General features: G+C 69.4%; 13 protein-coding genes and 1 pseudogene. 4 read left to right on the forward strand and 10 right to left on the reverse strand.

Annotation, left to right across the window (positions count from 1 at the left end; translation table 11 throughout):
• The coding region (locus RMN86_RS12450; RefSeq protein WP_309606163.1) for a cell wall hydrolase at positions 1-590 on the forward strand (590 nt) is incomplete at its 5' end.
• Here the strand turns inward: RMN86_RS12450 and RMN86_RS12455 are convergent.
• Both RMN86_RS12455 and trxB read right to left on the reverse strand, forming a co-directional pair.
• Positions 587-1,102, reverse strand: a complete 516-nt coding sequence (locus RMN86_RS12455; RefSeq protein ID WP_309606164.1) for an N-acetyltransferase — start codon at positions 1,100-1,102, stop codon at positions 587-589. The two genes, RMN86_RS12450 and RMN86_RS12455, sit on opposite strands and share 4 nt — an antisense overlap.
• On the reverse strand, positions 1,099-2,112 hold the full coding sequence (gene trxB / locus RMN86_RS12460) for a thioredoxin-disulfide reductase (RefSeq protein ID WP_309606165.1): 1,014 nt from the start codon (positions 2,110-2,112) through the stop codon (positions 1,099-1,101). The genes RMN86_RS12455 and trxB overlap by 4 nt, the downstream gene beginning before the upstream one ends.
• Before the next feature lie 33 nt (positions 2,113-2,145).
• Between trxB and RMN86_RS12465 the strand changes: the two genes are divergently transcribed.
• From RMN86_RS12465 to RMN86_RS12475, 3 genes are read left to right on the forward strand one after another with little or no spacing between them, the layout of a single operon-like run.
• On the forward strand, positions 2,146-2,358 hold the full coding sequence (locus RMN86_RS12465; protein ID WP_309606166.1) for a hypothetical protein: 213 nt from the start codon (positions 2,146-2,148) through the stop codon (positions 2,356-2,358).
• A 36-nt stretch (positions 2,359-2,394) separates the two neighbouring features.
• Positions 2,395-3,471: a pseudaminic acid synthase gene (pseI, locus tag RMN86_RS12470; RefSeq protein WP_309606167.1), complete on the forward strand. Its 1,077-nt coding sequence runs from the start codon at positions 2,395-2,397 to the stop codon at positions 3,469-3,471.
• 52 nt (positions 3,472-3,523) lie between these two features.
• Positions 3,524-4,471: a hypothetical protein gene (locus RMN86_RS12475; RefSeq protein WP_309606168.1), complete on the forward strand. Its 948-nt coding sequence runs from the start codon at positions 3,524-3,526 to the stop codon at positions 4,469-4,471.
• Here RMN86_RS12475 and pseG read toward each other — a convergent pair.
• From pseG to RMN86_RS12515, 8 genes and pseudogenes are all read right to left on the reverse strand, one after another.
• Entirely contained in the window at positions 4,468-5,502 is a 1,035-nt protein-coding gene (gene pseG / locus RMN86_RS12480; RefSeq protein WP_309606169.1) for a UDP-2,4-diacetamido-2,4,6-trideoxy-beta-L-altropyranose hydrolase, read from the reverse strand. The two genes, RMN86_RS12475 and pseG, sit on opposite strands and share 4 nt — an antisense overlap.
• 105 nt (positions 5,503-5,607) lie before the next feature.
• The gene (locus RMN86_RS12485) at positions 5,608-7,785 is read right to left on the reverse strand and encodes a calcium-binding protein (RefSeq protein ID WP_309606170.1); all 2,178 of its coding nucleotides are present in this window, start codon (positions 7,783-7,785) and stop codon (positions 5,608-5,610) included.
• Between the two features lie 102 nt (positions 7,786-7,887).
• Positions 7,888-8,889 (reverse strand): mitochondrial fission ELM1 family protein, encoded by a 1,002-nt coding sequence (locus RMN86_RS12490; protein ID WP_309606171.1) that lies wholly within the window; start codon positions 8,887-8,889, stop codon positions 7,888-7,890.
• A 28-nt stretch (positions 8,890-8,917) separates the two neighbouring features.
• Positions 8,918-9,391 carry a transcription elongation factor GreA gene (gene greA / locus RMN86_RS12495; protein ID WP_309606172.1) on the reverse strand — a complete coding sequence of 158 codons (474 nt, stop codon included), beginning with the start codon at positions 9,389-9,391 and terminating at the stop codon, positions 8,918-8,920.
• A gap of 201 nt (positions 9,392-9,592) precedes the next feature.
• Positions 9,593-10,231, reverse strand: coding sequence for a carboxymuconolactone decarboxylase family protein (locus RMN86_RS12500; RefSeq protein WP_309606173.1), 639 nt, complete (start codon positions 10,229-10,231; stop codon positions 9,593-9,595).
• A 55-nt stretch (positions 10,232-10,286) separates the two neighbouring features.
• Positions 10,287-11,075 (reverse strand): glucose 1-dehydrogenase, encoded by a 789-nt coding sequence (locus RMN86_RS12505; protein ID WP_309606174.1) that lies wholly within the window; start codon positions 11,073-11,075, stop codon positions 10,287-10,289.
• 522 nt (positions 11,076-11,597) lie between these two features.
• A complete protein-coding gene (locus tag RMN86_RS12510) occupies positions 11,598-11,762 on the reverse strand; it encodes a hypothetical protein (protein WP_309606175.1) in 165 nt (54 codons plus the stop codon).
• A gap of 230 nt (positions 11,763-11,992) precedes the next feature.
• A pseudogene (locus RMN86_RS12515) lies at positions 11,993-13,091 on the reverse strand (carbamoyl phosphate synthase large subunit); the annotation flags it as partial.

The raw sequence follows: 13,091 nt of genomic DNA on the forward strand, positions 1-13,091 counted from the left end.
CCTTCACCTGCGATGGCGCCCTGCGCTGGACTCCCCAGTCGAGCCTGTGGCGGCAGGCGCAGGACGTCGCGCGGCGCGCGCTGGCGGGGTTCGTCGACAAGGACGTGGGGTCGGCGACCCACTATCACGCGGCCTATGTCGCGCCCTATTGGGCTCCGACGCTCGTCAAGATGACCCAGGTGGGCCAGCACATCTTCTATCGCTGGACAGGTCCGTGGGGCGAGCCGGCGGCCTTCATCGGCCACTATGCCGGCCGCGAGGCGGACCTGTCCCCGGAGCTGTTGGCCAGTGTCGACGCCCGCACCCAGGGGCTGATGTCGCCGCAACTGCCTCCGGCCGAGCGCAAGATAACGCTGGCCGTGGCGGGCGAGGTGCGCACCTACACCCTGGCCGATCCCAGCGCCGCTCCGGGCGCCCGCGCGCCGGGTGCGCTGTACGCCCCGCGCCGGGCGCCGACCCCCGACGAGGTCAAACGCATCAACGACAGTCTGGCGGCCCTGGAGAAGGGCATGGACGCGCCCGCCTCGGCGGCTGCGCCGGCTCAGGCCAAGCCCCGCGCCGAGGGCCAGGCCGCACGTCCGCCCGGCTAGCTGCCTCCGCGCCGAGGCTCGGACGGCGCGCTCGCGAAGGCATCGGGGTAGGCGATGGTCATGGGGCTCACGAAGGCATCATCTTCCAGCGCCAGGGCCTGGAAGGCGGTTCGTCCCGAAAACGGACCCTGAACCTGCGCCGTGGCGGAGGACGAAAATCCGAAACGACCGTAATAGGCCGGCGCACCCAGCAACAGCACGCCGTGGCACCCGAACTCCCGGGCGATCTCCAGGCTTGCGCGGACCAGCGCCGAGCCCAGGCCGCGCCGGTGTTGCGCCGGATCCACGGCGAGCGGGCCCAGGCTCGCGTACAGATCGTAGCGATCAACCCAGAGCCGGCTGTAGAGCACATGGCCGGCCACCTCGCCTTGCTCCACGGCGACCAGTTCAAACAAGGTGTCCTCGTCCGCGCGCAGCCGGTCCACCAGAACCGCCTCGTCGGCCCTGCCGAAGGCTGCCCGGACGATAGAGTCGATGGCGGCGTGGTCGCCAGGCGCCGCGAGCCGGATCACCACGCGCCGATCTTCTCCGCCTCGGCGTGGCCGAGCGGCGTCAGCGTCTGGCGGTGGTCTTCCTCGGCCAGGAAGCGCACGGCCTCCAGCGCCGCCATGCAGCCCATGCCGGCGGCGGTCACCGCCTGGCGGTAGATGTCGTCGGTGACGTCGCCGGCTGCGTAGACCCCCTCGATCGCCGTCGACGCCGTCCCGGCCCTGACCCGCAGGTAGCCCGCGGCGTCCATCTCCAGCTGGCCCTTGAACAGTTCCGAGGCGGGTGCGTGGCCGATGGCGATGAACACCCCATCGCAGGCGATCTCCCGCGTCGCGCCGTCCTGGGCGGACTTCAGCCGCACGCCGGTGACGCCCATGGGGTCGGTGGCGCCCAGCACCTCGTCGATCGCGCTGTGCCAGATCACCTCGATCTTCGGATGGCTGAACAGTCGCTCCTGAAGGATCTTCTCGGCGCGGAATTCACCCTTGCGGTGCACCACCGTCACCTTCGACGCAAAGTTGGTGAGAAACAGCGCCTCTTCGACCGCCGTGTTGCCGCCGCCGACCACAACTACTTGCTTGCCGCGATAGAAAAAGCCGTCGCAGGTCGCGCAGGCCGAGACGCCGAAGCCCTGGAACCGCTGTTCGCTGTCGAGGCCCAGCCACTTGGCCTGGGCGCCCGTGGCGATGATCAGCGTCTCGGCGAGCCACGCCTGTCCGCTATCGGTGGTCAGCCGGAACGGCCGGCGTGACAGGTCCGCCGTCAGCACGATGTCCGCCACGATCTCCGTGCCCACGTGGCGGGCCTGGGCCTCCATCTGCTCCATCAGCCAGGGTCCCTGGATGACGTCGGCGAAGCCTGGATAGTTCTCCACATCCGTGGTGATGGTCAGCTGGCCGCCGGGTTGAATCCCCTGGATCATGACCGGGTTCAGCAGCGCGCGCGCGGCATAGACGGCGGCGGTGTAGCCGGCCGGGCCTGACCCGACAATCAGGCAGCGGACGCGGCGGGGTTCGGAACGTTCCTGGGACATGGCCCTTATGTAGGTGAGATTCTGGAGCCTTGCATGCAGCACGAATTGAAGACCGCCGGTGTTGTCGCCCTGGTCGGCGCTGCGGTGGGCATAGGCGCCGCTCTGGGCCTCGGCCTGCGGCTGTTTTCCGGCGTCGCCATGGTGGGGCTGGGAACGGGCGTGGCGCTCGGGATTCTGGCCGGGACACGGCCCAGAACCCTGGTGATCGAATCCAGCCCGTCAATGTCCTGGGGCGCTGATAGTTAACGCCCGTTTCAGCCGCCGGGGCTAGATTGGCGGGCGATGAGCGCCCAGCCCAACCTTCCCGAGGTCGAGATCGCCGGACACAAAGTCGGCGCGGCCCACCCGCCCTATGTGATCTGTGAACTCAGCGGCAATCACAACGGAAGCCTGGACCGGGCGCTGGCGATGATCGACGCTGCGGCGGCCACAGGTTGTGACGCCATCAAAATCCAGACCTACACCGCCGACACCATCACCCTCGACGTCGACCGGCCGGAGTTTCGCATCGCCGGCGGCCTGTGGGACGGTCGTACCCTGCATGAGCTCTATCGCGAGGCCCAGACGCCCTACGACTGGCACCCAGCCCTGTTCGCGCGCGCCGACCAGCGGGGGGTGACGTTGTTCTCCAGCCCCTTCGACGAGACAGCCGTCGACCTCCTGAGCGGCCTGGGCGCGCCCGCTTACAAGATCGCCTCGTTCGAGGCCGTCGACCTGCCGCTGATCCGCTATGCCGCGCGGCAGGGCAAGCCGCTGATCATCTCCACTGGCATGGCCAACCTGGCCGAGATCGAAGCCGCCCGCACCGCGGCGCTCGAGGCCGGCGCGGCGGGCGTCGTCCTGCTGCACTGCGTCTCCAGCTATCCGGCCGCCCTGGCCGACGCCAATGTCCGCACGGTGGCGGACATGGCTGAGCGGTTCGACAGCCCGATTGGCCTGTCCGACCACACCCACGGCACGGCGGCCTCGGTGGCGGCCATCGCGCTTGGCGCCTGCGTGATCGAAAAGCACTTCACCCTCGCTCGGTCCGATGGGGGACCGGACGCGGCCTTCAGCCTTGAACCGGCGGAGTTCGCCGCCCTGGTGCGCGACGGCAAGGACGCCTGGACCGCGCTTGGCCGAGCCCACTACGACGTGCTGGGGTCGGAACGCGCGTCGCTGCAGTTTCGCCGCTCGCTCTACGTCACCGCTGACGTGAAGGCCGGCGAGCCGCTCAGCCGCGCCAATGTTCGGTCGGTGCGCCCTGGCAACGGCCTGCCGCCCGCCCTTCTGGAAGAGGTGATCGGCCGCCCGGCTATGCGCGACCTCAAGCGCGGCGAACCGCTGGCCTGGGACATGCTCGGACGAGCGCTCAGGTAACCGGCGATTAAGCCAAATCGCGGCCTGCTGTGGCGATGCGGGAGACCTGCCGATGAACGCCTTGCGCAGATCGCGCGACTTCGAGCCCTCGGCCCTGGCCCAGACCGTCGTCGATGACTTCATCCGCGATGGCGCGCACCTGTTCGCCGATCCGGTGGACCCGGCCGCCTGCGCCGACCTGCTGGCCGAGATCCGCGCCACCCGCGATTTCGACGAGAGCCTGTTTCTGTCGCAGGCCGCGTTCGACGCCGGCCCGCAGTACACCGGCGTCAATCCCAAGCCCGGCCGCAACCTGCTTGAGCGCTTTGAAGTTCGGCTCGGCTTCGTCGAACAGGCCCCACAGCTGGTCGAGGCGATCACCACCCTGCTGGGTCCCGACTACGAGATCCTGAACAAGAAAGTGGTCTGCGGCGTGCCGTCGGGCTCGGTCCCCGACTGGCTGCGCCAGCGTATCCAGGGCAACCCGGTGAACAATCTGGGCGCCTATGTGCGGCCCCAGTATCGCGACGTGACCTATTTCTACGGCATCGATTTTCACCAGGACCTGATCGACTACAAGGCCCGCGAGGCCGACTTCCTGACGCTTTACATCTACCTGCACCCGGTCACCCGCGCCGACGCCCCGCTCTATTTGCTGGAGGGCAGTCACACGCTCGGCGGCTCGGTGTTCCCGCACAACCTGAGCCGAATCGGCGACACCGACTGGCTCTACGTCAATGGGCGGCACGGCGAGACCGTGGCGCGCCAGAAGATCCTCACCGGAGGCGCCGGCTTTACGGCCATGTGGCATGCCTGCACCCTGCACGGCACCCAGCCGGACGCCGCCGATCACGAGCGCATCTCGCTGCGCTATCTGGTGGCGCGGCGCCATCCCGGTCCGGTGGGCCTCGATGCGGTCAACGCGCGCCTGCGCGGGCCGCTCAGCCTTACCGACACCCGCGCCGACCTCGCCGCCGACGGCTCCGCGGCCGTCAAGCGCAACACGGTCAACCAGGCTTAACCCGCCCGCGCGGCGACCAGCTTGAGGAACACCTCGGCGACGCGGCCCGCGCCCAGGCCGTCGCAGAGACCGGCGCTGGCCTCAGCCAGGCGGCGGCGCAGGCCGGCGTCAGTGGTGATGCGCATCAGGGCCACGTCGAAGGCGGGCTCGAAACTGGCCGCGCCGGCGTCCACCACCAGGGCCGCGTCGCGCTCGGCCAGGGCCTGCGCCGCCGCCCGCTGGTTTTCCGCCAGCACCACCATCAGGGTCGGCAGTCCCAGCGTGCAGCGCTCCCAGGTCGAGGACCCGGCGGCGCCCACCGCGATGTCGGCCTCGGCGGTCAGCCGGGCCATGTGCGGGCTGTCCACGTGCAGCGCGATGCGGGTGTCGCGCCGCGCGATCTTGGTCAGGCCGGGCAGGCTGGGCGCCTCGCCGCCCAGCACCACGTCCAGCCCGGCCTCGCCGATCCGGGGCCGCAGCCGCTCGACCACCCGGCCGGTGATTCCATCGACGTCGGTCAGGCCCAGCGCGACCAGCACCCGGCCTACCGGCTCGCCGCGCCAGGCGAGCGCGGTGTCGCGCAGGGCGGCGAACTCCGGCCGCACGGGGGCGTATTGCGGCCCCAGCAACAGGCGCGCGCCGTCGGCGATCAGCCCGTCATAGTCCTCGGCGCGCCGCGCGGGGCCGCAATCCAGCACCAGGTCCGCGCTCAGGGGCCGGTCGGCCAGGTCGTCGATCACCAAGGCGCAGCGGCCCTGGCTCATGGTTCGGTGATCGGTCTCGCCTAGGCCATAGTGGTCGAAGACCACGGCGTCGAAGCGTTCGGCCTCGACCGCGCCGGCCAGGTCGCGGCGCTCACCCGAGGCGGCCTCGACCCGCGTCATCCGCGGCGTGAAGGTCGCCATCAGCGCGCTCACGATCGGCGACGCCACGACGCGGCAGCTCGCCCCGGCGGCCTCCAGCGCCCCGGCAAGCGTCAGCGACCGCATCACATGGCCGCCGCCCACCTGAGGGCCGGCATCGACAACGAAGAGGATCTGGGGGCCGCTCATGACCGATGCTCGCCTCCGGGAGAATCGCTGTCGCCCACCCTAGGCCCAAATGCCAAGGGCCGCCCCGAAGAGCGGCCCTCGCGAGGTCGATGGATCGTCGCAATCCTAGATGAAATTCGTCGCCGCGATGTCCGCGAGCGAGCGCCCGGTCAGGATGATCGCGTCGTCGGCCCCGGTGATGCTGTGGTCGCCGTTGGTGTCGGCGAACACGACCACGTCGGCGCCCACCTGAACGGCGACGTACTTGTCGTTGGTGGCGATGTGAGTGACCGAAATCTGGGTGTTGGCGGCGGTGATCGCCGTGGTGAAGCTCGAGGCCGTCAGGCTGTCGTTGTGATAGAAGGTCACCCCGGTCCCGACCGCACTGAACTTCAGCGAGTCCGCGGCCACCCAGTCGTTGATCACCGCCACGCCGGCCGCGCCGCCGCTGACCAGGGTGTCGGGGGTGGCGAAGTTGAACTGGTCCGCGCCGCCGCCGCCGGAGATCAGGTCGTGGCCGCCGCCACCACTGATCGTGTCGTTGCCCGCCCCACCGGTGATGGTGTCGGCGTTGGCGCTCATGGTGATCGAGTCGTCGCCATTGCCGCCATCGACCACGGAGCTGAGGCCGCCGCTGCCGTTGATCGTGTCATTGCCGTCGCCGCCCTGCACGCCGCCCTGGCCGGTGAAGGTGATGGAGTCGTTGCCGGCCCCGGCGTTGATTACGTCGATGCCCCCGCCGGTGCTGATCACATCGTTGCCGGCGCCCGACGAGATGCTGTCGTTGAACGCGCCGTTGGTGGTGATCGTGTCGGCGCCGCTGCCCGAGGTGATGGTGTCGCCGCCGGTCCCGCCGGTGTCGGACACCACGTTGGCGCCGTCGCCCGCGTCGATCACATCGCCGCTGGAGCCGGTGACCGTGATGCTGTCGTCGCCGGCGCCGCCCGAAATGGTGTTGGAGCCGCCAGTGTCGACGAGGGTGTTGGCCCCCGCGCCGAGCAGGATGGTGTCGGAGCCCGCGCCGGACGAGATGCTGTCGTTGCCGTTGCCGCCATCCAGCGTGCTGGAGCCGGTGGCCCCGCTGATGGTGTCGTCGCCCTCGCCGCCGGTGACCACGCCGCGGCCGGTCAGGGTGATCTTGTCGTTGCCGGCTCCGCCGTCGATGGTGTCGAAGCCGCCGCCCGAGTCGATGGTGTCGGCGCCGGCCCCGGCCGAGATGCTGTCGTCCCCGCCGCCGGCGCTGATCGTGTCGTCGCCGATTCCGGAGGTGATCGTGTTGTTGCCGGCCCCGCCGGTGACCGTATTGGCCCCGTCGCCGACATTGATGACGTCGGAACCGCCGCCGGCGCTGACGGAATCGTTGCCGACGCCGGTCGTGACGAAATTGGCCCCGGCGCCGCCGAGCGTGATGACATTGGCGCCCGAGATGGAGGTGATGGTGTCGTTGCCGCCCGCGGTCGTCAGGGTGTCATTGCCCGCCCCCAGGTCGATGATGGCGTTCTTCGATCCGGTTTCGCTGACCTGGTCGTTCCCGGCGCCCGCGTCGATGGTGTCGGTTCCGGTGGCGCCCGAACTGGTGATCGTGTCGTCGCCGTTGCCGCCGTTGATCGAATCGCTGCCGCCGCCGCCCACCAGGCTGTCGTCGCCGTCTTCGCCGAGGATGGTGTCGTTACCCCCGCCGCCGACCACCGTGTCGTTGCCGAGATTGCCGTTGAGGAAATCGCCGCCGCCGCCGCCGGTGATGCTGTCGTCGCCCTTGCCGCCCAGCAGGGTGTCGGCGTTCGAGCTGCCGATTATCGTGTCATTGCCGAGGTTGCCCTGGCCGAAGTTGGTCGCCGTCGGGCTGGCCCCGCCGCCGGACAGGTCGATGGAATCGTCGCCCTGGCCACCATAGATGGTGTTGAGCCCCGCGCCGCCCACCAGGCTGTCGTTGCCCTGGTTGCCCTGCAGCAGATCGTCGCCGGCCCCGCCGTTCAGCGAATCGTTGCCGTCGCCGCCGAACAGGCCATCGGCGCCCGCCGTCCCGACCACGCTGTCGGCGCCCGCGGTGCCGACGAAGAGCTGGGATGAGTCGGGGAAGAACTTCAGGTTGAGCTGCCCGCGGATCGTCGCGGCGTCATCGGCGAAGTTCAGCGACTGGGCGCCGTAGTTCACGGTGATGAAGGGGGCCGAGGTCGAGGTCAGCGGGTGAAAGATCACCGTGGCCTGGGAGGCGCTGCCGGTGGAAAACACCAGCACGTCGCTCGCCTGCCGATAGCTGTCGGCCTGCGCCTGCGTCATCGCGTCAAAGAAATAGTTCGCCACGTCTGGGCCCCCAGGCTCAAGGAATCTGCGCGAGCATGCCGCGATGATGTTGCGAAAGTCTTGCTATTTTGTCGCCGCATTTACCATGCGGCCAAAAGGGCGTCACCCGGTCGCACCGGATAGTCGGGCGTCGAAGCGGCGCAAGAGCTCGTCAGCCGCGCGATCGGTTTCGTCCAGCGGCGGGTAGCGCCAGGTCTCCAGCGCGCCGGTGAACGGCCTAGCCACACCGCGACGCCGCAGATCGGCGTGGAACCGATCAAACTTGCGCCCGCCGCCGGCCATCGCCAGCACATGGACCGGCTTGCCGGTGGAGGCCGCGTCGACCGCCAGGTTCACCGAGTCCTCGGTGATCAGGATCGTGTCGGCGGCGGCGAGGAAGGCGAGGTAGGGATTGTCCCCCCGGTCGTCCCAGATCCAGCCCGGCAGGTCGGCTAGGCCCTGCGCCAGGATGCGGCGCGCCGCGGGCGGCGTGCGCCGGGTGAAGCTCAGCAGCAGGGAACCGCCCACCGCCTTGATCGCCGCGGCGACCTCCGCCGCCATGGTCCGCGCCCTGGCCGGCGGCAGGTCGTGGCTGCCCGACTTGCCGCCGACGATCATCGCCACGCGCGGATGGGGCAGGGGGGCGATCCTGTCGGCGAACCGGGTCAGGTCGCGGGCGAACCCTTGGGGGCTCATCCGGTTGGGCGAGCCCAGGATCGGCAGCACGTTGGGTCCGGTCAGTTCGTCGTGCAGGGGGGAGACTATCAGGTCGAACGCGCTTCGCGCCACGCCGCGCGGGGTCTGGGTCTGGACGACGAAGGTGTGACCCGCTGAACGCTGGCGCAGGGTCATCGACCAGGGCAGGGTGGCGCGTCCGGCGCCGATCCAGATGTCCGGCCAGGGCGCGGCGATCAGAGTGTCCGACCGCAGCGTCAGGCCCGGAATCGGCAGCAGCGCCAGCGGCGTCCAGCCAAGCCAGCCCCTCCAGGCCACCCGCTTGACCACGATCGTCGCGGGGCGCCGGCGGGCAACCGCCTCGGCCAGGCCCAACACCTGCGCCGCGATGCCGATCCGGCCGTCCGAAACGGCCCAGAGGGTCAGGGGCGGCGTCGGGGCCTCCCGCAAGGCAGATCGTCCGCGATCTCGACCTCGGTCAGACCCACTCGACCTTGGTGATCTCATAGGCCTTGACGCCGCCAGGCGTGTTGACCTCGACAGTGTCGCCGCTTTCCTTGCCGATCATCGCGCGCGCGATCGGCGAGGTGATCGAGACGCGGCCCTGCTTCACGTCGGCCTCATGCTCGCCGACGATCTGGTAGCGGGCGCTCTCCTCGGTGTCCTCGTCGGTCACCGAGACGGTGGCGCCGAACTTGATGTGCCTACCCGACAGCTTGGAGACATCGATCACCTGAGCGCGCGCCATCTTGTCCTCGATCTCGGCGATCTGGCCCTCGATCCAGCCCTGGCGGTCCTTGGCGGCGTGGTATTCGGCGTTTTCCGACAGGTCGCCGTGCAGGCGCGCTTCGCCGATCGCGGCGACCACGGCAGGCCGTTCCACGGTCTTCAAACGCTTCAGGTCGTCGTCGAGGGCGCGATAGCCCTCGGCGGTCATCGGGACTTTTTCCATGGGAGATCGGTGACTCGGGTTCGCCCTAAGTTAGAAGTTCGCAGATTCCGGCCGCGGGCGCAGGCGTCCGGGAGGGGAAAGAAGATAGAATTGTGCGCCGCAAAAGGCAAGGTCGCGAACGGGATTTCCTGGCCGGCCGGGCCGCGCAGGCGACCATCCATACCCGCGACCAGGCTCCAAGCCGGGCGCTGACCTCGACGCCTAAGGCCGCGCCTTTCTGGTCGGCAGGGACAAGGCGCCGTCCGACGGGGCCGCCACCTGGGCGGTGTTCAGGGTCATTGACACCAGGTCGTAGTAGCCGCTGAGCGCGATCAGATCGATCACCCCCTGGTCGCCCAGGATCGCGCGGGTGGCGGCGTAGGTCGGGTCGCTGACCCGGTGGTCGCGACGCAGCTCGGTGACGAAGTCGTAGACCGCGGCCTCGTCGGCGGCCATGCCGCCCGGGCGCCGGCCCTGGGCGACGTCGGCGGCGATGCTCGGCGTAAGCCCGGCCTTCAGGGCCAGGGGATAGTGGGCGTGCCACTCATAGTCCGCGTCCCAGGCCCGCGCCGTCAGCAGGATCGCGAACTCGTTCAGCCGCGGCGGCACGCTGGAATGATAGCGCAGGTGCTCGCCGAGCTTCTGCAGCTTGTCGGCCAGCTCGGGGCTACGCAGCCAGGCGTTGAAAGGGCCGCCCAGCCCCTTGCGCGGCCCGGCGATGATCGCCTCGGCCACCTGCCGCTGCGCCGGGGTCATCTGTTCGGGCGTCAGGGTCGGAAACCGCTCGGCGGCGGCCGGGCCCGCGGCGGCGAGGCCAAGTCCGATGGCGGCAGCCACCACGGGTCGGGGCGTCTTGCTCATGGCGATCTCTCCAGTCTTGTCAGTCGCTGAGCCGGAATGACGGAGCCGGGGCCGCTCAGCGGACGGTCAGGCCGCCGTCGATCACCAGTTCCTGGCCGGTCACATAGCGGCTTTCGGCGCTGGCCAGCCAGAGCACGCCGTTGGCGATGTCTTCCGGCCAGCCCTTGACGCCCAGCGGCACGGCCATGGCGCTCATCGCGTCCAGGTCCGGGGCCTCGTTGGCGCCGGGGTTTACCGCCTGGCCGACGGTGAGCCAGATCGGCGTCTCGATGAGGCCGGGGTGGACCGAGTTCACCCGGATGCCGTCCTTGGCGTTGGCGCACTCCATGGCGATGGACTTGGTGAACAGCCGCACCCCGCCCTTGGTGGCGCAATAGCCGGCCAGCATCGCCGAGCCCTTCAGGCCCGCCACCGAGGACATGTTGATGATGCTGCCGCCATCGCCGGAGACGCGCATCAGCGGGATCGAATGCTTCACGCCAAGGAACACGCCGTCGAGGTTCACCGCGGTCTGGCGGCGCCAGTCCTCCAGCGTCATCTCCAGGATCGAACCGCCGATGCCGATGCCGGCGTTGTTGACCAGGATGTCCAGCCGACCCTCGCGCGCCTTGATCTCGGCGATCACGCCTTCCCAGGCCGCCTCGTCGGTGACGTCGTGGTGCAGATACCAGGCCCTGCCGCCGGCCTTGACGATGGCCGTCACGACCTGGGCGCCCATGTCGTCCTGCAGATCGGTGATGACCGCGATGGCGCCCTCGGCCGCCAGCTTTTCCGCACACCCGCGCCCAATGCCGCTCGCGCCGCCGGTGATCAGCGCCACCTTGCCCTGAACGCGTCCCGCCATGGTCAGTCCTCCGGAGCCTCGATTGCCTTGACGCCTAGCCCACGGCGCGGCCCGCCGCCAGAGCCCTTCCGACTTTGGCAGGCGCAGCCCGTCGTGCGGGAGAAGGGCTCCAGACATCAACGACGAACTGTCCGGGCTGACTTGAGTCGAGTCAGCCTGGATTTGGTCTCGGGGTCGGCGACGTCAGCGTCCGTGTCCGGCGGCGACCGAAAGTCCGCGCGGGGAGGCCGCCCACCTGCTGGCGCACCGCCAGGACGCGAACAGGGTCCCACGATATGACGGCTGGCTGGCCGACCCCGGCTGCCTCCGGATCGCCGGGGCCACCGCCAGCCGGAGGCTGCCGGCATGTGAAAGCGCCGCCGCGACGCGCGCCGGGCGGATGTTTGTAAGTCTCTGGGACGACAACCTCCAGGCACACGCGTTCGTTGCCTGGCAAGGGCGTTTGTCGATGCCCATCAACGCCCGTTCCGAATCGTGGGAGCGTCTACGACAACCTGGTGACGGTCAGCCCGCCGGGCCCGGTCAGCGCATCCAGCTCGGCGTCGAATCGCCGGTCATGACCATGTAGATCGCGCCGATCGCCAACAGGACCACGGCGACCACCATCACCTTGCCGAGCATGCCCTCGAAGCGTTCGGCGATGTGCCGGTTCTTGTGGGGGTGAGTTTCCGGATGATCAGAATGCATGAAGCGTCCTCCAATCTGCTGGGGGTTTGTGTCCCCCGCCAGACTGCGGCAGACGCCATCGGCGTCGTTCCGGCCGGTCTATCCTGGGCCGCCGGAGCACGCCCACGCGCCTGCAACAATCAGGCTATGGACGAATCGTGCGCCTCCGGAGAATCCGGGTCAATCAAAAGCTTGGCGTTCGGCGGCGGAGATGTTCTCAGCGTGTTCCTGGCGCCACGACGGCGGGCGCCTCAGACGTAGCTCTGCAGAGGCCGGACCTCGAGGGAGTCTTCCACGGTGGCCACGATCGCCTGGGCCGCGGCCAGCGCGCCCGCCGCGGTGGTGTAGTAGGGCGTCTTCATCATCAGGGCGGTGCGGCGCAGCGCGAAGCTGTCGGCCAGGGACTGGCGACCCTCCGTGGTGTTGAACACCAGTTGCACCTCGCCGTTCTTCATAGCGTCGACGATGTGCGGACGGCCTTCCAGCACCTTCTTGACCAGCTCGACCTGGACGCCCTGCGCCGCCAGGTAGGTTGCCGTGCCGCCGGTCGCCAGGATCTGGAAGCCCAGGCCGGCCAGCAGCCGCACCGGCTCCAGCACCCAGGGCTTGTCGGCGTCCTTCACCGAGACGAACACCGCCCCGCTTTTCGGCAGCACCGTGCCGCCGCCCAGCTGGCTCTTGGCGAAAGCCCGCGCGAAGGCCGGCGCCAGGGTCTCGCCCGGCCGCACCCAGTCCAGGCCCATGACTTCGCCGGTCGAGCGCATCTCCGGCCCCAGCACGGTGTCGACGCCGGCGAACCGCGCGAAGGGGAACACCGCCTCCTTCACCGCAACATGGTCGTAGGGTTTCTCCACCAGGTCGAACTCGGAAAGCAGCCTGCCGGCCATCAGTTTGGCGGCGATGGCGGCCACCGGCCGGCCGATGGTCTTGGCGACAAAGGGCACCGTGCGGCTGGCGCGGGGATTGACCTCCAGGACGAAGATACGGGGATGGTCGGAATGCGGCTCCTCGATGGCGAACTGCACGTTCATCAGGCCGCGGACCTTGAGCGCGCGGGCCATCTTCTCGGTCTGGACCTTCAGCTCGGCGATGGTCTCCGGCTGCAGCGAGAACGGCGGCATGGAACAGGCCGAGTCGCCCGAATGCACCCCGGCCTCTTCGATATGTTCCATCACCCCGGCCACGAACACCGCGCCCTGCGCATCGCACAGCGCATCGACATCCACTTCGGTGGCGCGGGACAGGTACTGGTCGATCAGGACCGGGCTGTCGCCGGACACCTTGACGGCATTGGTGATGTAGCGTTCGAGCTGCTCGTCATCGCGGACGATTTCCATGGCCCGGCCGCCG

The sequence above is a fragment of the Phenylobacterium sp. genome (assembly GCF_031360265.1).
GTDB lineage: Bacteria > Pseudomonadota > Alphaproteobacteria > Caulobacterales > Caulobacteraceae > Phenylobacterium.

What these genes read in the sequence shown, in the direction of transcription:
- greA (WP_309606172.1), bottom strand. Translation starts at nt 9,391, where the DNA reads ATGGAAAAAGTCCCGATGACCGCCGAGGGCTATCGCGCCCTCGACGAC.
- RMN86_RS12465 (WP_309606166.1), top strand. Translation starts at nt 2,146, where the DNA reads ATGCAGCACGAATTGAAGACCGCCGGTGTTGTCGCCCTGGTCGGCGCT.
- RMN86_RS12505 (WP_309606174.1), bottom strand. Translation starts at nt 11,075, where the DNA reads ATGGCGGGACGCGTTCAGGGCAAGGTGGCGCTGATCACCGGCGGCGCG.
- trxB (WP_309606165.1), bottom strand. Translation starts at nt 2,112, where the DNA reads ATGTCCCAGGAACGTTCCGAACCCCGCCGCGTCCGCTGCCTGATTGTC.
- RMN86_RS12475 (WP_309606168.1), top strand. Translation starts at nt 3,524, where the DNA reads ATGAACGCCTTGCGCAGATCGCGCGACTTCGAGCCCTCGGCCCTGGCC.
- RMN86_RS12510 (WP_309606175.1), bottom strand. Translation starts at nt 11,762, where the DNA reads ATGCATTCTGATCATCCGGAAACTCACCCCCACAAGAACCGGCACATC.
- pseG (WP_309606169.1), bottom strand. Translation starts at nt 5,502, where the DNA reads ATGAGCGGCCCCCAGATCCTCTTCGTTGTCGATGCCGGCCCTCAGGTG.
- RMN86_RS12500 (WP_309606173.1), bottom strand. Translation starts at nt 10,231, where the DNA reads ATGAGCAAGACGCCCCGACCCGTGGTGGCTGCCGCCATCGGACTTGGC.
- pseI (WP_309606167.1), top strand. Translation starts at nt 2,395, where the DNA reads ATGAGCGCCCAGCCCAACCTTCCCGAGGTCGAGATCGCCGGACACAAA.